This window comes from Pseudomonas sp. YQ_5, assembly GCF_043103305.1.
Classification (GTDB): domain Bacteria; phylum Pseudomonadota; class Gammaproteobacteria; order Pseudomonadales; family Pseudomonadaceae; genus Aquipseudomonas; species Aquipseudomonas putida_Y.
In genome coordinates this window covers 55,960-73,666 of record NZ_JBICJS010000065.1, presented here as the reverse complement: position 1 = coordinate 73,666, position 17,707 = coordinate 55,960, and the positions used below count along the sequence as shown (strand labels likewise).

Annotated in this window: 16 protein-coding genes; 5 read left to right on the top strand and 11 right to left on the bottom strand. The window is 61.9% G+C overall.

What is annotated here, in order from left to right; genetic code table 11:
• Positions 1-28: 28 nt before the first annotated feature.
• Complete coding sequence (locus ACF8EA_RS15895) at positions 29-1,177, bottom strand: NAD(P)/FAD-dependent oxidoreductase (protein ID WP_021785262.1); 1,149 nt, start codon at positions 1,175-1,177, stop codon at positions 29-31.
• Positions 1,178-1,193: 16 nt separating this feature from the next.
• Complete coding sequence (locus ACF8EA_RS15890) at positions 1,194-1,361, bottom strand: rubredoxin (RefSeq protein WP_003253349.1); 168 nt, start codon at positions 1,359-1,361, stop codon at positions 1,194-1,196.
• A 222-nt stretch (positions 1,362-1,583) separates the two neighbouring features.
• On the opposite strand from ACF8EA_RS15890, the gene ACF8EA_RS15885 reads away from it, so the two are divergent.
• Together ACF8EA_RS15885 and ubiA are read left to right on the top strand one after the other, a co-directional pair.
• Positions 1,584-2,141, top strand: a complete 558-nt coding sequence (locus ACF8EA_RS15885) for a chorismate lyase (protein ID WP_021785263.1) — start codon at positions 1,584-1,586, stop codon at positions 2,139-2,141.
• Positions 2,141-3,031: a 4-hydroxybenzoate octaprenyltransferase gene (ubiA, locus tag ACF8EA_RS15880; protein ID WP_392522581.1), complete on the top strand. Its 891-nt coding sequence runs from the start codon at positions 2,141-2,143 to the stop codon at positions 3,029-3,031. Before ACF8EA_RS15885 ends, ubiA begins: the two co-directional genes overlap by 1 nt.
• Before the next feature lie 33 nt (positions 3,032-3,064).
• Here ubiA and ACF8EA_RS15875 read toward each other — a convergent pair whose 3' ends face one another.
• Positions 3,065-3,436 (bottom strand): hypothetical protein, encoded by a 372-nt coding sequence (locus tag ACF8EA_RS15875; RefSeq protein ID WP_176682902.1) that lies wholly within the window; start codon positions 3,434-3,436, stop codon positions 3,065-3,067.
• A 173-nt stretch (positions 3,437-3,609) separates the two neighbouring features.
• On the opposite strand from ACF8EA_RS15875, the gene phoB reads away from it, so the two are divergent.
• The 3 genes from phoB to ACF8EA_RS15860 all read left to right on the top strand — a co-directional run bounded on the left by phoB (position 3,610) and on the right by ACF8EA_RS15860 (position 7,169).
• The gene (phoB, locus tag ACF8EA_RS15870) at positions 3,610-4,299 is read left to right on the top strand and encodes a phosphate regulon transcriptional regulator PhoB (RefSeq protein WP_003253341.1); all 690 of its coding nucleotides are present in this window, start codon (positions 3,610-3,612) and stop codon (positions 4,297-4,299) included.
• 48 nt (positions 4,300-4,347) lie between these two features.
• The gene (phoR, locus tag ACF8EA_RS15865; RefSeq protein WP_330508757.1) at positions 4,348-5,655 is read left to right on the top strand and encodes a phosphate regulon sensor histidine kinase PhoR; all 1,308 of its coding nucleotides are present in this window, start codon (positions 4,348-4,350) and stop codon (positions 5,653-5,655) included.
• 173 nt (positions 5,656-5,828) lie between these two features.
• Positions 5,829-7,169 carry a hemolysin family protein gene (locus ACF8EA_RS15860; protein ID WP_392522579.1) on the top strand — a complete coding sequence of 447 codons (1,341 nt, stop codon included), beginning with the start codon at positions 5,829-5,831 and terminating at the stop codon, positions 7,167-7,169.
• A gap of 12 nt (positions 7,170-7,181) precedes the next feature.
• Here ACF8EA_RS15860 and ACF8EA_RS15855 read toward each other — a convergent pair whose 3' ends face one another.
• The 8 genes from ACF8EA_RS15855 to ACF8EA_RS15820 all read right to left on the bottom strand — a co-directional run bounded on the left by ACF8EA_RS15855 (position 7,182) and on the right by ACF8EA_RS15820 (position 17,695).
• Entirely contained in the window at positions 7,182-8,078 is an 897-nt protein-coding gene (locus ACF8EA_RS15855) for a peptidoglycan DD-metalloendopeptidase family protein (RefSeq protein ID WP_392522577.1), read from the bottom strand.
• 146 nt (positions 8,079-8,224) lie between these two features.
• Positions 8,225-9,115 (bottom strand): response regulator, encoded by an 891-nt coding sequence (locus ACF8EA_RS15850; protein WP_021785268.1) that lies wholly within the window; start codon positions 9,113-9,115, stop codon positions 8,225-8,227.
• Positions 9,116-9,277: 162 nt separating this feature from the next.
• Positions 9,278-10,048: a phosphate signaling complex protein PhoU gene (gene phoU / locus ACF8EA_RS15845; RefSeq protein ID WP_021785269.1), complete on the bottom strand. Its 771-nt coding sequence runs from the start codon at positions 10,046-10,048 to the stop codon at positions 9,278-9,280.
• A gap of 101 nt (positions 10,049-10,149) precedes the next feature.
• Positions 10,150-10,983, bottom strand: a complete 834-nt coding sequence (gene pstB, locus ACF8EA_RS15840) for a phosphate ABC transporter ATP-binding protein PstB (protein ID WP_021785270.1) — start codon at positions 10,981-10,983, stop codon at positions 10,150-10,152.
• A 72-nt stretch (positions 10,984-11,055) separates the two neighbouring features.
• The gene (pstA, locus tag ACF8EA_RS15835) at positions 11,056-12,672 is read right to left on the bottom strand and encodes a phosphate ABC transporter permease PstA (RefSeq protein WP_392522595.1); all 1,617 of its coding nucleotides are present in this window, start codon (positions 12,670-12,672) and stop codon (positions 11,056-11,058) included.
• A gap of 71 nt (positions 12,673-12,743) precedes the next feature.
• Positions 12,744-15,032: an ABC transporter permease subunit gene (locus ACF8EA_RS15830; RefSeq protein ID WP_021785272.1), complete on the bottom strand. Its 2,289-nt coding sequence runs from the start codon at positions 15,030-15,032 to the stop codon at positions 12,744-12,746.
• A gap of 138 nt (positions 15,033-15,170) precedes the next feature.
• Positions 15,171-16,169: a phosphate ABC transporter substrate-binding protein PstS gene (locus ACF8EA_RS15825; protein ID WP_021785273.1), complete on the bottom strand. Its 999-nt coding sequence runs from the start codon at positions 16,167-16,169 to the stop codon at positions 15,171-15,173.
• A gap of 236 nt (positions 16,170-16,405) precedes the next feature.
• Entirely contained in the window at positions 16,406-17,695 is a 1,290-nt protein-coding gene (locus tag ACF8EA_RS15820; protein ID WP_103469564.1) for an MFS transporter, read from the bottom strand.
• Positions 17,696-17,707 lie beyond the last annotated feature (12 nt).

Sequence of the window (17,707 nt, the reverse complement as noted above, 5' to 3'; positions counted from 1 at the left end):
AGGATAAATCCGACAGAACGCGCGCTATTTACGCCATAACCGCTGGCAACTGACGATTCAGCGCCAGCTTCTCCATCACCGCCGCTCCAGTGAGGGCGTAGCCCAGCAGCTTGCCGTCGGCATCTAGGCAGAGCACCTTGAGGTCACTGCCCTGCCCCTCTACCTGCCAGATGCCTTCGCAGCCCTGTGGCGCTGGCGAGACAACCAGCGGACAGGCTGGGGTTTTCACGGTGATCGGCATCGGCCCGTAGGAAACGGCCGTCGGCTTGCCGGCCAGGGTTTGCGCCAGCGCCCGGGCACAGCTCATAAGCGGCATCACATACAGCAGGTTGATGCCATCGACTTCGGCACAGTCGCCAAGGGCGAAGATGTTGGCGTGTGAGGTACGTAGCTCGCGGTCTACGCTTACGCCACGATTGGTCTGCAGGCCGGCCGCGGCAGCCAGGTCGGTACGTGGGCGAAGGCCGATGGCCGAAACCACCAAGTCGCAGACGATCACGCGGCCATCCGACAGGTGTGCCTCCAAGCCTTGGGTCACCTGCTGCAGGCGGGTCAGCACCGGCCCCAAGTGGAAGCGCACACCCAGGCTCTCCAGCCCACCCTGCACTGCCGCCGCAGCGGCCGGGTGCAGCAGGGTCGGCATGACCTGTTCGCACGGAGCCACAACGTCGACCTCGAAGCCGCCCAGGCTCATGTCGTTTGCAAATTCGCAGCCGATCAGACCGGCACCGAGGATCAGCACACGCTGCTTGCCAGCGGCGGCCGCACGGAAGCGCGCGTAGTCTTCCAGGTCGTTGATCGGGAACACCAGATGGCCGCCATCACCCTCGATCGGCACCTGCACGGTCTGCGCCCCCCAGGCCAGCACCAGGTCGCGGTACTCCACGGCCTCTTCGCCGATCCACAGCCGCTTGTGCCCCGGGTCGATGCCGCTGATGCGGGTATGGGTGCGGATCTCGGCATTAAGTTGCTCGGCCATGGCGCCCGGCTCAGCCATGCACAGGCCGTCGGCGTCCTTCTGCTTGGCAAAGCCCATGGAAAGCATCGGCTTGGAGTAGGAACGACCATCGTCGGCGGTGATCAGCAACAGCGGCGTCTGCGCATCGAGCTTGCGAAATTCACGGGCCAGGTTGTAGCCCGCAAGGCCGGTACCGATGATTACCACAGGGGACGTCATGTCGTGCTTTCCTCGATTAACCGATGGAGATCATTTCAAAGTCGCTTTTGCCGACGCCACAGTCGGGGCACAGCCAGTCTTCAGGCACATCCTCCCAACGGGTGCCGGGGGCGATGCCGTCGTCGGGCCAGCCCTCGGCTTCGTCGTAGATCAGGCCACAGACAATACATTGCCACTTTTTCATCAGGTCTATTTCCTCGGTTCAGGCTGGGGCTTGTGCTGCTGATGGCCACTTCGCGGGCAAGCCCGCTGCTGCAGCGACCGCGAAGGCCTGGCGGTCTTGCCCGCGAACGGGGCCAGCACGCAATGCGTGGGGGCTTTGTAGCGGCCCTGCCGGCAGTATGCAAGCAGTTGGGGCAATCATGCTAAGCTCGCCGCCTCTCTGGCAGTAACAAAGCATACCGACGTGTCGTACGAATCCCCGCAAGCAGCCGCTGTCGCGTGGCTGCCGTATTCACAACTGGCGACCGACATCGACCAGCCCACCCTAGACTGGCTGTTCGACGAGGGCTCGCTGACCCGCCGCCTGACCCGTCTGTCCATTGATCACTTTTCCGTCACCCCGCTGTTCGAGGGCTGGCAGCCGCTGCGCGATGACGAATGCCAAGCGCTGGGCATCGCTGCCGGTTCCGAAGGCTGGGTGCGCGAAGTGTACCTGCGCGGCCATGGCCAACCTTGGGTATTCGCCCGCAGCGTGGCCAGCCGCAGCGCCCTGGAACGTGGTGGTCTGGACCTGGAAAGCTTGGGCAGCCGCTCGCTGGGCGAGTTGCTGTTCTGCGACCAGGCGTTCATCCGTCATCCACTTGAAGTGTGCAGTTACCCACAGGCCTGGCTGCCGTCCGAAGCAGCACATGCGGCGCTTTGGGGCCGCCGCTCGCGCTTCGAGCGCAACGGCCTGGACCTGCTGGTGGCAGAAGTGTTCCTGCCGGCATTGTGGCAAGCGGCCAAGGAGGAAAACCGCTGATGTACCTGCAACTGCTCAAGTCGCTCAACCGCCTGCACCCACGGGCCTGGGACTTCCTCCAGCTCAGCCGCATGGACCGACCGATAGGCATCTACCTGCTGTTGTGGCCGACCCTGTCGGCAGTGTGGATTGCCGGCAACGGGTCACCAACCCTGGCCAATGTGCTCATTTTCGGCCTTGGTGTGGTGCTGATGCGCGCGGCCGGCTGCTGCATCAACGACTTTGCCGACCGCAAGGTGGACGGGCACGTCAAGCGTACCGCCGATCGACCCTTGGCCAGTGGCCGAGTGCGGCCACGCGAGGCGCTGACACTGTTCGCGATTCTGGTAGGAGTGAGTTTCCTGCTGGTGCTGTGCACCAACAGCCGCACCGTCTGGCTGTCGTTCGGGGCGGTGGCGTTGGCGTTCTGCTACCCGTTCATGAAGCGCTACACCTACTACCCGCAGGTGGTGCTGGGGGCGGCGTATTCGTGGGGCATTCCGATGGCGTTCACGGCGGCCGGTGGCGAGCTGCCGGCCAGTGCCTGGCTGCTGTATATCGCCAACCTGCTGTGGACGGTGGGTTATGACACCTACTACGCCATGGTCGACCGCGATGACGACCTGAAGATTGGCGTGAAATCGACCGCGATCCTGTTCGGCGACGCCGATCGCAGCATCATCCTGACCCTGCAGCTGCTGTCGCTGGGCTGCCTGTTGCTGGCCGGTGGCCGCTTCGACCTGGGTGGCTGGTTCCACCTTGGGTTGCTGGGTGCGGCGGCGTGCTTTGCCTGGGAATACTGGTCAACGCGCAAGCTGGACCGGGAATCGTGCTTCAAGGCATTTCTGCACAACCACTGGGCTGGGTTGCTGGTGTTTATCGGGGTAGTGCTGGATTACGCGCTGCGCTGAGTAGTTTGGGGCTGCTATGCAGCCCCGGCTATCTCAAGGCTTGGCAACGTGCCAGACGTCCTTCACGCCGTCACCGGTCATGTCCCCGGCCTTCTTGTCCTTGATGAAGGTATACAGCGGCTTGCCGTCGTAAGCCCACTGCATCGAACCGTCGTCACGCGTTACATGGGTCCATTTATCCTTCGGTGCTTCGTCTTCTTTCTTGACCATCAACGGTGGCCAGTTCTTGGCGCAATCGCCATTGCACATCGACTTGCCACCCGCATCCTTGTCGAAGGTGTACAGGGTCATGCCGGCATGATCGACCCACATGCCGTCCTTCTCCATGGCATGGTGGGCCAACGCCACCCCCGGGAGCGCCAGCGCAGTGAAAAGGGCCATCCAGCTCAGCGTATGTCGTGTCATTGGATTCACCATTGTTTCGGGGGGAAATGAGTTCGGGTTGCCATTAAAGCGGCCCTCTGTAGCCTAGTTCAGTCACGGAATGTCGCCAGAACGGCCAACACCCTGTCACACAGCTGCAATAATTCCGTTATCTAATGCGGGCCAAGACACCGAATCCAGGAGAGGTTTTGAGCATGGTAGGCAGGAACATTCTGATCGTCGACGACGAAGCGCCCATTCGCGAGATGATCGCCGTTGCCCTGGAAATGGCCGGCTATGACTGCCTGGAAGCGGAAAACTCGCAACAGGCCCATGCGATCATCGTCGACCGCAAACCGGACCTGATCCTGCTCGACTGGATGCTGCCGGGCACCTCCGGCATCGAGCTGGCCCGCCGCCTGAAGCGCGACGAGCTGACCGGTGATATCCCGATCATCATGCTCACCGCCAAGGGTGAAGAGGACAACAAGATCCAGGGCCTGGAAGTGGGCGCCGACGACTACATCACCAAACCGTTCTCGCCGCGTGAACTGGTCGCGCGACTGAAAGCCGTGCTGCGCCGCACTGGCCCGAGCGATAGCGAAGCGCCGATCGAGGTCGGTGGCCTGCTGCTCGATCCGATCAGCCACCGCGTGACCATCGACGGCAAGCCGGCCGAGATGGGCCCGACCGAATACCGCCTGCTGCAGTTTTTCATGACCCACCAGGAACGCGCCTATACCCGAGGCCAACTGCTGGACCAGGTGTGGGGCGGCAACGTCTATGTCGAGGAACGTACCGTCGACGTGCACATCCGTCGCTTGCGCAAGGCACTGGGTGAAGCTTACGAGAATCTGGTACAAACCGTCCGGGGCACTGGCTACCGCTTCTCGACCAAGAGCTGATCGAGTTCCAGAGCGCCAAGCTGCACGTCGTTGTACAAGGACCGTCAATTGAACCAGAACTGGCACGCAACCCTGATTCGCCATCTGCTGTTGCTGATTACCATCTGCCTGATCGGCGGACTGGTAAGCGGCTACTACGGCTGGAGCCTGGCCATTGGCCTGGCGCTCTATCTGGGCTGGACCCTCAAGCAACTGCTGCGCTTGCACGACTGGCTGCGCAATCACCAACCCGACGAAGCACCGCCCGATGGCTACGGCCTGTGGGGCGAGGTATTCGATAGCATCTACCACCTGCAACGCCGCGACCAGCGCGTGCGGGGCCGCCTGCAGGCAGTGATCGACCGGGTGCAGGAGTCCACCGCCGCGCTGCGTGACGCGGTAATCATGCTCGACAGCGACGGCAACCTGGAATGGTGGAACCGCGCTGCCGAGACCCTGCTGGGCTTCAAGACACCACAGGACGGTGGCCAGCAGGTGACCAATCTGGTGCGCCACCCGCTCTTCAAAGAGTACTTCGAGGCAGAAAACTACCTCGAACCGCTGGAAATCCCTTCGCCGATCAATGACCGCATGCGCGTGCAGTTGCACATCACCCGCTACGGCAACAATGAACACCTGATGCTGGTGCGCGATGTCACCCGCATCCACCAGCTGGAACAGATGCGCAAGGACTTCGTCGCCAACGTGTCCCACGAGCTGCGCACACCGCTGACGGTAATCACCGGCTACCTGGAAACCCTGCTGGACAACGTCGAAGACGTGAACCCGCGGTGGAGCCGCGCCCTGCAGCAGATGAGCCAGCAAGGCTCGCGCATGCAAACCCTGCTCAACGATTTGTTGCTACTGGCCAAACTGGAAGCCACCGATTACCCATCGGACAACCAGCCGGTGGCAGTCGATGCCCTGCTCGCCGCCATAAAGAACGACGCCCAGGCCCTGTCCGGGCCGCGCAACCAGCACATCAGCCTGGAAGCTGCGCCCGGCGTGAAGCTGAAGGGCAGCGAGTCGGAATTGCGCAGTGCCTTTTCCAATCTGGTGTTCAATGCAGTCAAGTACACCCAGGACGAAGGCAACATCCGCATCCGCTGGTGGGCCGATGCCCAGGGCGCACACCTGTCGGTACAGGACTCGGGGGTGGGTATCGATGCCAAGCACTTGCCACGCCTGACCGAGCGTTTCTACCGGGTAGACTCCAGCCGTGCATCGAATACCGGCGGTACCGGGCTGGGGCTCGCAATCGTCAAGCATGTGCTGATGCGCCACCGCGGCAAGCTGGAAATCAGCAGTGTACCGGGGCATGGCAGCACCTTTACCTGTCACTTTGCGCCAGCACAATTGGCCAACGAAAAGGCTTGAGATTGGCGCTGATGCGCAGCCCTTCGCGGGCCCGCCCGCTCCCGCAGGGACCGCAATAAATCCGCTGCCCTTTGCTTTTGCGGCCCCAGCCGCTACATTGGATTCCCCGTGCCAGCAAAAGCTGGCACTTTTTTTCTCTCTATCTCAAAGACGGACCCCGTAAAAACTCCATCATGGACCCTTCCTCTGGTATCAGCCTCACCTCGTTATTCGCCGATTTCGGCATGATCATCTTTGCCTTCCTGCTGGTGCTGCTCAACGGCTTCTTCGTTGCTGCGGAGTTCGCCATGGTCAAGCTGCGCGCCACACGCGTGGAGGCCATCGCCGAGAAGCACGGCTGGCGCGGCAACATCCTGCGCAAGGTTCACAACCAGCTCGACGCCTACCTGTCAGCCTGCCAGTTGGGTATCACCCTTGCCTCGCTGGGCCTGGGCTGGGTGGGTGAGCCCGCCTTCGCCCACCTGCTGGAGCCATTGCTGGCCTATTTCGGCGTGGACAGCGCCGAGCTGGTCAAGGGGATCTCGTTCTTCGTCGCCTTCTTCGTCATCTCGTACCTGCACATCGTGGTCGGCGAGCTGGCACCCAAGTCCTGGGCCATCCGCAAGCCAGAGCTGCTGTCGCTGTGGACTGCGGTGCCGCTCTACCTGTTCTACTGGGCAATGTACCCGGCCATCTACCTGCTCAATGCCAGTGCCAACACCATCCTGCGCATTGCCGGCCAGGGCGAGCCTGGCCCGCACCACGAACACCACTACAGCCGCGAAGAGCTCAAGCTGATCCTGCACTCCAGCCGTGGTCAGGACCCAAGCGACCAAGGCATGCGCGTGCTGGCCTCGGCCGTGGAAATGGGCGAGCTGGAAGTGGTCGACTGGGCCAACTCGCGCGAGGACATGATCAGCATCGACGCCCATGCGCCTCTGAAGCAGATCCTGGCTCTGGTGCGCCGCCACAAGTTCAGCCGCTACCCGGTATACGACGCCGAGCGCGAAGAATTCACCGGCCTGCTGCACATCAAGGACCTGCTGCTGGAGCTGGCTGAGCTGGAGCACTTGCCAGAGACCATCGACCTGGAGGACCTTGCCCGGCCACTCGAACGCGTGTCGCGGCACATGCCCCTGGCCCAGTTGCTGGAGCAGTTCCGTAAGGGCGGGGCGCACTTCGTACTGGTAGAAGAGGCCGATGGCAAGGTGATCGGTTACCTGACCATGGAAGACGTGCTGGAAGTGCTGGTGGGCGACATCCAGGACGAGCACCGCAAGACCGAGCGAGGCATTCTCGCCTACCAGCCGGGCAAGCTGCTGGTGCGCGGGGACACCCCGCTGTTCAAGGTCGAGCGCCTGCTGGGTATCGACCTTGACCACATCGAGGCGGAAACCCTGGCCGGTCTGATCTACGAGACGCTCAAGCGCGTGCCTGAAGAAGAGGAAGCGCTGGAGGTCGAAGGGCTACGCATTATCATCAAGAAGATGAAAGGGCCCAAGATCGTACTGGCCAAGGTGCTGAAGCTGGATTGATGGCCCAATCGGTCAGGGGTTGCCGGCAGTGAAATCCGGCATCCCGCTGATCGGCCTGGCGAAGCGGTAAGGTATCGATTCCAGCGCCAACCCCACATTGCGCTGCACCACAAAATGCAGATGCGGCCCAGTGCTGTTGCCGGTATTGCCCGACTTGGCCAGCATCTGGCCCTGCCGTACCCGTTGCCCCTCCGCCACCACCACCGAACCGCGCATCAGGTGAAGGTATACGCCCATGGTGCCATCCGGGTGCAAAATCCTGACAAAGTTTCCCGAGGGGTTTGGGCCGCGCCCGCTCTGGCTGTTCTCCGTCTTCACCACCACCCCTTCCCGCGCGGCGATGATGGTGGTGCCTTCGGGCATGGCGATATCCATGGCGTAGCGCCCTTTGGGTCCAAAATGACTGACGCGGCCATTGGGGCCTTGAGTGACGCGGAACGGCCCGCCAATCCACGGGAACGCATAGCGGAAGCCCTGGGGCCGCTTGCCCGGGTCACCCATGGCCTGCAGCAGGGTCGAACGGTAGTTCAGCAGCAGCCCGGGCCGCCCCCTGAGCACACTGAGCATCTGCGTGCTGCGCGGCGGCAGCAGCCGGCGCACGATACGCGGGGCATCGCCGCCTTGTGCGTTGACCAGGTTGTCCAGCCGCAACTCTACCTCGACCGGCACGTGCAGCTCGTTACGTGCGGAAAAGCTCACACCACCGTCGAAGGTTTTCGCATTCAGCCGCACTTGGCCTTCGAGCGTTTCGACCATGGGCTCGCGCAGCACCAAGGGCTTGGCGCCGGGGCCAGGCCGGTCAGAATAGGAGATGACACCGGAATCGTCGGTGATCTTGTAGAGCGTCACGCCCTGGCTCGACGCTGAGGCCATGAGTAATGCACAGAACAGCAGCAGGCGGGCGGGCATGATAGTGGCTTTTTGACAGTTATGATCTGTCGAAGCCTAGCAGCGGGTTTTACGGTCGGTATTGCAGTTGGTCGGATGGGGCGAGGCAGGCTTTTGGCAGGAGCAGCCTTGTGCTGCCCCTGCCAAAAGCATGGCGCGGGGCCGGGTCAGGCACCAGGGGTGAAGTGCTTCTGCGCAGTGCCGCGTGCGATCAATCGAGAAAGGTAGTCGAGCTTCTGGGCATCCTGGTCGACAAACTTGAACGTCAACTGTAACCAGTCACTGTCAGGTTTTGGCTCCAGCGCCGCGACAGCATGCAGGTAGCCATTCAGGCGAGCGACTTCGGCACTTTCGCCCTGCTCCAGGTCCAGCACCGCACCTTCCAGCACCTGTGGCAGCGCTTCGCTGCGGCGTACCACCAGCAGTGCCTCTTTCAGGCTCAACGCCTTGATCACGCATGGCTGCGTGCCGCTGGCCAGGCGCAACTGGCCCTGGCCACGGCCGCTTGGCGCGGGGGCAGCCGGTGCGGGAGCCGCGACCAAAGGCTTGGCCGACGCTGGCGCTGGCGCCGCAACCTTGACCGCTTCCGGCTTACCCGCAGTCAGCGCGTTCAACGAATCGTTGGCAAACGCCGAGTTGGCTCGCGCCGGGCCGATGGCCATCAGGCTGTCGAGCTTGCCGATCTTGGTCAGGGCTTTCTTTACCTTGGTCAGCAGTTGCTCGTTGGTGAACGGCTTGCCTACAAAATCGGAAACGCCCGCCTGGATCGCCTGAATGACGTTTTCCTTGTCGCCACGGCTGGTCACCATGATGAACTGCAGGTTCTTCAGTGCAGGCTGCTGACGGCACCAGGTCAGCAGTTCCAAGCCAGACATTTCCGGCATCTCCCAGTCGCACAGGACCAGGTCGAACGCTTCCTTACCGAGCATGACCATGGCCTTGCGACCGTTGACCGCGTCTTCGATGGCCATACCCGGGAAGGCATTGCGCAAACACTTGCGGACCAGATCACGGATAAACGGGGCGTCATCCACGACCAGCACATTCACTTTACTCATCGATACTCCTTATGAATCCCGTCTAGCCTACTGCCAATGATGGCCACTTGCTACAACCTGGTCACGCCGGGACTTCTTCACATCGTTCGCGGGTGCCTGCCGGCTCTCGACCGCAAACGAAAACGCCCGGCCAAGGCCGGGCGTCGATGCTCGGGAGCAACCTTACTTATCGTCAGATTCGCCCGGAACATTAGCCTTTTCACCGTTGGCCACTGCAGTGCCCTGCACCTCTGCCGTCATGCGCTTGAGCCCCATGTGGCGCACATCGGTGCCGCGCACCAGGTAGATCACCAGTTCGGAGATGTTGCGCGCATGGTCGCCAATACGCTCCAGCGAGCGCAGCACCCAGATCACGCTCAGCACCCGCGAGATAGAGCGCGGGTCTTCCATCATGTAGGTCACCAGCTCACGCAGCGCGGTCTTGTACTCGCGGTCGATGGTCTTGTCGTACTGGGCCACCGACAGCGCCAGGTCGGCGTCGAAGCGGGCAAAGGCGTCCAGCGCATCACGGACCATGTTGCGCACCTGGTCGCCAATGTGGCGCACCTCGACATAACCACGCGGCGACTCGCCCTCTTCGCACAGCTGGATGGCGCGGCGGGCGATCTTGGTCGACTCGTCACCGATGCGTTCCAGGTCGATCACCGACTTGGAAATGCTGATGATCAGGCGCAGGTCGGAGGCCGCCGGCTGTCGGCGAGCGAGGATGCGCAAGCACTCCTCGTCGATGTTGCGCTCCATCTGGTTGATCTGCTCATCGACCTCGCGCACCTGCTGGGCCAGACCAGAGTCGGCTTCGATCAGCGCGGTAACCGCGTCGTTGACCTGCTTTTCCACCAGCCCGCCCATGGCCAGCAGGTGGCTACGCACCTCTTCGAGCTCGGCGTTGAACTGCTGGGAAATGTGATGGGTAAGGCTATCTTTGTTGATCATCTTTTTGTCCTTTGGTAGCGCGGCCCTGTAGGAGCGGGTTCACTCGCGAACACCGGCAACGCCGGTGCCAGACACCGAGGTGCCTGTTTCGCGAGCGGCGCTTAGCCGTAGCGACCGGTGATGTAGTCTTCAGTCTGCTTCTTCGCCGGGTTGGTGAACAGGGTATCGGTATCCCCGAATTCGACCAGCTTGCCCATGTACATGAACGCGGTGTAGTCCGAAACACGCGCCGCTTGCTGCATGTTGTGGGTCACGATGACGATGGTGTACTTGGATTTCAATTCGTAGATCAGTTCTTCGACCTTCAAGGTCGAGATCGGGTCCAGCGCCGAGCACGGTTCGTCAAGCAGCAGCACCTCTGGTTCCACGGCAATGGTGCGGGCGATGACAAGGCGCTGCTGCTGGCCACCGGACAGGCCCAGCGCCGACTCGTGCAGGCGGTCCTTGACTTCATCCCACAAGGCCGCGCCCTTCAATGCCCACTCGACTGCTTCATCAAGCACGCGCTTCTTGTTGATGCCCTGGATGCGCAGGCCGTAGACCACGTTCTCGTAGATGGTCTTGGGGAACGGGTTCGGCTTCTGGAACACCATGCCCACACGCCGGCGCAGTTCGGCAACGTCTTCGCCCTTGCGGTAGATGTTGTTGCCATACAGGTTGATGGCACCTTCCACACGGCAACCGTCAACCAGGTCGTTCATCCGGTTGAAGGTACGCAGCAGGGTCGACTTGCCACAGCCGGACGGGCCGATGAAGGCGGTCACACGCTGCTTTGGGATGTTCATCTGTACGTCGAACAGCGCTTGCTTGTCGCCATAGAACAGGCTCAGGCCCGGCACTTCGATGGCCACGGTTTCTTCAGCCAGGCGCAGGCTCTGCTTGTTGCGGCCCAAGGCAGACATGTCGATGCCATGGGTGTGGGAATCTTGCTGCATGGTCAACTCCATACGCTATCAATTCGTTTCAAAGGGCCGCCCGGCTTACGGGCGGCACGCTTGCAATCAGGGTCAGCTGTCCAGCGCCTTGTACTTCTCGCGCAGGTGGTTGCGGATCCACACGGCAGAGAGGTTGAGAGTCGCGATCACCAGCACCAGCAGCAACGCAGTGGCATATACCAGCGGCCGCGCGGCTTCTACGTTCGGGCTCTGGAAGCCGACGTCATAGATGTGGAAGCCCAGATGCATGATCTTCTGGTCCAGATGCAGGTACGGGTAGTTACCATCCACGGGCAGCGACGGCGCCAGCTTCACCACACCCACCAGCATCAGCGGCGCCACTTCGCCGGCGGCACGGGCCACGGCGAGAATCATGCCGGTCATCATGGCCGGGCTGGCCATGGGCAGGACGATTTTCCACAGGGTCTCGGCCTTGGTTGCGCCCAGCGCCAGCGAGCCTTCACGCACGGTGCGCGGGATACGCGCCAGGCCTTCTTCGGTGGCCACGATCACCACCGGCACCGCCAGCAATGCCAGGGTCAGCGATGCCCACAGCAGGCCTGGAGTACCCAGCGTCGGCGCCGGCAGTGCTTCCGGGAAGAACAGGCGGTCGATCGAGCCACCCAGTACGTAGACAAAGAAACCCAGACCGAACACACCGTAGACGATCGCAGGAACACCGGCCAGGTTGTTCACCGCAATGCGGATAAGCCGGGTGACCGGGCCCTGTCTGGCGTATTCACGCAGGTACACAGCAGCCAGCACGCCGAACGGGGTGACGATCACGGCCATGATCAGGGTCATCATCACGGTACCGAATATGGCCGGGAAGATACCGCCTTCAGTGTTGGCTTCACGCGGGTCTTCGCTGAGGAACTCCCACACTTTGGTGAAGTAGCTGCCCAGCTTGGTAAAGCCCGACATCGCGTTCGGCCGGATGGCATGCACCACCTTGCTCAGGTTGATTTCCACTTCTCGGCCGTTGGCATCGCGGGCCACCAGGCTGTCACGGGCAAAGGCCTGGTGCAGGCCGGTCAGGCGGTCTTCAATGGCCTTGTAGCGGCTATTCAGTTCGGCACGGTCGGCGTCCATGTCGGCCTGTGCAGCGGCATCCAGCTTGCCGTCCAGCTCCAGCTTGCGCGCCTGCAAGCGCAGGCGCTCGAGGCCATGGTTGATGGCACCGATGTCCTTCTTCTCGAGGCTTTGCAGCTCGTTGTTGAGTTGGTTGGCGCGTTTGAGACGGACCTGCAGTTCGTTCCAGGCGGCAGGCCCCTCGGCGACTACGCGGCCCTCTTCCTTGACGCTGACCAGGTAGCCGTAAAAATTGCCCCACTCGCGGCGCTCCAGGGCCATCAGGTCGGCCGGGTGCTGTTCATCGACCAGCCAGTCGCCGACCACCCAGGTGAAGTCGCTACCATTGAGGTCGCGGTTACCCACCTTGATCAGCTCCCGGGTCATGAACTCCGGGCCTTGGTCAGGCACCGGCAGGCCAGCCCCCTTCAGACGAGCCCGGGGTACTTCCTCCTTCTGCACCACTTCGCCAATGACGACGTGATCGGCCTGGCCCGGCACCTTGTAGGTGGCCTGGACAAGATCGGCTGGCCAAAAGTGGCCCAGGCCGCGCACGGCGATCACCGCCAGCAGGCCGACGGTCATGATCACGGCCATGGCCACCGCGCCGCCGCTCATCCAGACGCCTGGGGCGCCGCTCTTGAACCAGCCTTTGAGGGAATCCTTTTTCACGGATCGCTACCTTTCTATCAAAGCGACGAGTATTTCTTGCGCAGACGCTGGCGAATCAGCTCGGCCAAGGTGTTCATGACGAAGGTGAACATCAGCAGCACCAGGGCGGCCAGGAACAGCACGCGATAGTGGCTGCCACCGACTTCCGATTCCGGCATTTCCACGGCCACGTTGGCGGCCAGGGTGCGCATGCCCTCGAACAGGTTCATCTCCATCACCGGTGTGTTGCCGGTGGCCATCAGCACGATCATGGTCTCGCCGACCGCACGGCCCAAGCCGATCATCAGCGCCGAGAAGATGCCCGGGCTGGCGGTAAGGATCACCACACGGGTCAGGGTCTGCCAAGGCGTCGCGCCCAAGGCCAGCGAGCCCAGGGTCAGACTGCGCGGCACACTGAACACGGCATCTTCGGCAATCGAGTAGATGTTCGGGATGACCGCGAAGCCCATGGCGATACCGACTACCAGGGCGTTGCGCTGGTCGTAGGTGATACCTAAGTCGTTGGTGATCCACAGGCGCATGTCGCCGCCAAAGAACCAGCTTTCCAGATGCGGGCTCATGGTCAGGGCGAACCAGCCGGTGAACAGGATGACCGGAATCAGGATCGCCGCTTCCCAACCATCCGGTACACGCAGGCGGATCGACTCCGGCAACCGGCTCCAGACAAAGCCGGCCAGCAGGATACCGATCGGCATCAGCAGGAACAGGCTGAACACACCGGGCAAGTGGCCTTCCAGGTACGGGGCCAAAAACAGGCCGGCGAAGAAGCCAAGGATCACCGTCGGCATCGCTTCCATCAGCTCGATCACCGGCTTGACCTTGCGACGCATGCGCGGGGCCATGAAGTAGGCGGTATAGATGGCTGCGGCAATGGCCAGCGGGGCGGCCAGGATCATGGCGTAGAACGCGGCCTTCAAGGTACCGAAGGTCAGCGGCGACAGGCTCAGCTTGGGCTCGAAGTCAGTGTTCGAAGCAGTCGATTGCCAGACGTATTTCGGCTCGTCATAGTTCTCGTACCACACCTTGCCCCACAGCGCGCTGAACGAAACCTCCGGGTGCGGGTTGCGCAGGCTCAACGGCAACAACTTGCCGCCTTCTTCGATAATGATTCGGTTGGCGCGTGGCGACAGGGCCAGGGTGCCAGGGCCTTCGGCAGCCTGCTCAACCAGCAGGGTTCGGTGTGCAGTGCTGTGGAACACGCCCAGTTTGCCTTCGGCGTCCAAGGCGATGAAGCCTTTGCGGCGCTCTTCGGCGTCGATCTGCACGATCGGTGCCTTGCCCATCTGGAAGGTACGGATCTGCTTGAAGCGCGATTCTCCATCCGGGTCACGGGCCATGAACCATTGGGCCAGCCCCCCCTTGGAGTCACCGATGATCAGCGAAATGCCACCAACCAGCTGGGCGGTGGCGGTAATTTCGGTGTCGGCGCTTTCAGACAGCTTATAACGGCCATTGAGGCTCTTGTCGCGCAGGCTGAACACATCGGCCGTGGCGCGACCGTTGATCACGTACAGCCAGTGCTGGCGTGGGTCGATGAAGATATTCTTCACCGTTTCGGTCATTTGCGGCAGTTCGATGCGGTTCTGCTCGGTGGTGACCTCTTCGGTCATCATGTTTTCCGTGCGGGTCAGCTCGACCACCTGCAACTGAGCACCAGTAGAGCCGGCCAGCAGCAGGGTGTCCCCATTGACGTTGACGCTGACATGGTCCAGCGCACGCCCCTGCTCGTCGAGCACGAACGATTGCTCGCCGTACGGGTAATCGATGCCTGGGGTGATGGTTTTCTTGTTGTCCGGGTAGGTGATCTTGTAGGTGTGGTGGAACACCAGGGCCTGACCATTGGACAAGCCCAGTACCACCAGCGCGCTGCCCGGCTGGTCAGTACTGATGGAAGTAACCTGGGTGTCCGCCGGCACTGCCAGATCGACACGCTTGAGTTCGTTACCGGTCTTGGTATCGAAGAACAATGCCTGGCCCTTGTCCGAAACACGCATCCCCACCTGATTCTGCTCTTCAAGCGCGATCATCAGTGGCTTGCCGGCATCCTGCTGCAGCCATGTCGGCTCCAGGGCTTTCTTGCTGGTCAGCTCGGCACCCTGGAACAGTGGCAACACCACATAGGCCAGGTAGAAGAAGATCAACGTGATTGCCGCCAATACGGCAAGCCCGCCTACCAGTACATACCAGCGGGTCAGGCGGTCCTTGAGCGCGCGCATGCGACGCTTGCGTTGCAACTCGGGCGTATTGAAATCAATGCGCACGGGCTGGGAGTTTTGGGTCATGTTGGAATTGGCCAGATCATTCATGCGCACACCCTAGCGGTCCCGTGTGACAAAAACATTACAAAGTGGTGACGCGCGAAAGCCCGCCGCACAGGGAACCTGGCTTCGGACTGGAAATTCGTGGAAGAGGCCGGGCTGTGGCACCGGCCTCTTCTTAATTACTTACTTCTTTGCAACGTTACCGGCGTGCGACAGGCCCAGGTCAGCCAGGGTCTTGTCGACGACTTTGGCCGGCAGCGGGATGTAGCCATCCTTCACCACCACCTGCTGGCCGGCTTGCGACAGCACCAGCTTGACGAACTCGGCTTCCAGCGGGGCCAGAGGCTTGTTCGGCGCCTTGTTGACATAAACGTAAAGGAAGCGCGACAGCGGGTAGGTGCCGTTCAGGGCGTTGGCTTCATTGTCTTCAATAAATTCACCGCCGTCTTTCTTGGCCAGGGCTACGGTCCTGACGCTGGCGGTCTTGTAACCGATGCCCGAGTAGCCGATGCCGTTCAGCGAGGAGCTGATCGACTGCACGACCGAAGCCGAGCCAGGCTGTTCGTTGACGTTAGGCTTGAAGTCGCCTTTGCACAGTGCTTCTTCCTTGAAGTAGCCGTAGGTGCCCGATACCGAGTTGCGGCCGAACAACTGAATTGGCTTGTTGGCCAGGTCGCCGGTCACACCGACGTCGCCCCAGGTCTTGATCTCGGCCTTGCCACCGCACAGGCGAGTGGAGGAGAAGATGGCGTCAACCTGAGCCATGGTCAGGCCCTTGATTGGGTTGTCCTTGTGCACGAACACAGCCAGGGCGTCGACGGCGACCGGGATGGCGGTCGGCTTGTAGCCGTACTTCTGCTCGAAGGCTTGCAGCTCGACATCCTTCATCTTGCGGCTCATCGGGCCGAGGTTGGCGGTGCCTTCGGTCAACGCGGGTGGCGCGGTAGAAGAGCCGGCAGCCTGGATCTGGATGTTTACGTTCGGATATTCCTTCTTGTAGGCCTCGGCCCACAGAGTCATGAGGTTCGCGAGGGTGTCGGAACCGACGCTGGAGAGGTTGCCCGAAACACCGGTGGTCTTGGTGTAGGTCGGGATCGCAGGATCGACAGCGGCTACCGCGTTGGCGGTTGCAACGCCAGCGGCGGCAAAGGTAAGGGCCGCCATCAAACGCTTCAGTTTCATGCCTTGCTCCTAGCAGGAATATTGGGGTGTTGGATGGAACGGGCCCAAGTATCGGCAGGCCGCATGAATACGATATGACTTCATTGTGACAATTGGATGAAAGGCCATCACTGAAAACAGGCCCGGCCTCTTCGCGGCTAAAGCCACCCCCACAGGTTCGGTGTCGGCCTTTAGGCCTGTGCAAACCCCTGTAGGATCGGCTTTAGCCACGAAGAGGCCAGTAGCCGTAGCGCAGATCAGCGCTTGTTGGCGAGCAGGTACAGGCCCACGGCCAGACCGACGGCGCAAAGGCCTGCCACGTAGTAGGCAGGCGCCATCGGGCTCACCTTCAGCAATGCGGTCACCACCATCGGCGTCAGCCCGCCAAAGATGGCGTAGGCCACGTTGTACGAGAACGACAACCCGCTGAAACGCACCACCGCCGGGAACGCCTTGACCATGACATAAGGCACTGCGCCAATCACGCCCACGCACAGGCCGGTGACGGCATACAGTGGGAAAAGCAAATCGGGGCGGGTCGGCAGGCTGTGGTAGAAGGTCCAGGAGCTGGCCAGCAGCAGCAGGCTACCGATCACGAACACCCGGCCCGCACCAAAGCGGTCAGCCAGGCTGCCGGCACCAATACAGCCGAAGCTGAGCAACACGATGGCCAGGCTGTTGGCCTTGAGCGAGTCGGTCGGGCTGATGTGGTAGAAGCTCTGCAGCAGCGCCGGGGTCATCAGGATGACCACCACGATGCCGGCTGAAAGCATCCAGGTCAGCAACATCGACAGGATGATCGGGCCACGGTGGTCGCGCAGCACAGCGCGCAGCGGCAGCTCCTCGGCCAGTGCCTTGCGTTGCTGCATTTCGGCGAACACCGGGGTTTCGTGCAGCCAACGGCGCAGGTACACCGAGAACAGGCCGAACACACCGCCAAGCAGGAACGGAATACGCCAGGCGTAGTCAGCCACTTCTTCCGCGCTGTACACGCTGTTGATCAGGGTCGCTACCAGCGAGCCCAGCAGGATGCCGGCAGTCAGGCCAGCGGTCAGGGTGCCGCAGGCATAGCCGGTGTTGCGAGCCGGCACGTGCTCGGAGACGAACACCCATGCGCCCGGTACTTCGCCGCCAATTGCCGCGCCCTGGATCACGCGCATCAGCAACAGCAGGATCGGGGCCCACATGCCGATCTGCGCATACGTCGGCAGCAGGCCCATGATCAGGGTCGGCAGGGCCATCATGAAGATGCTCAGGGTGAACATCTTCTTGCGTCCGAGCAGGTCGCCGAAGTGAGCCATGATGATGCCGCCCAGCGGCCGCGCCAGGTAGCCGGCGGCGAAGATGCCGAACGTTTGCATCAGCCGCAGCCATTCGGGCATGTCGGCCGGGAAGAACAACTTGCCCACCACCGTGGCGAAGAACACGAAAATGATGAAATCGTAGAACTCCAGCGCGCCGCCCAAAGCGGACAGTGAGAGGGTCTTGTAGTCGCTGCGGGTCAGCGGCCGCGAGGGCTGCTCGATACTGCTGGGCACGGAAGTCATCGCTCGTTGTTC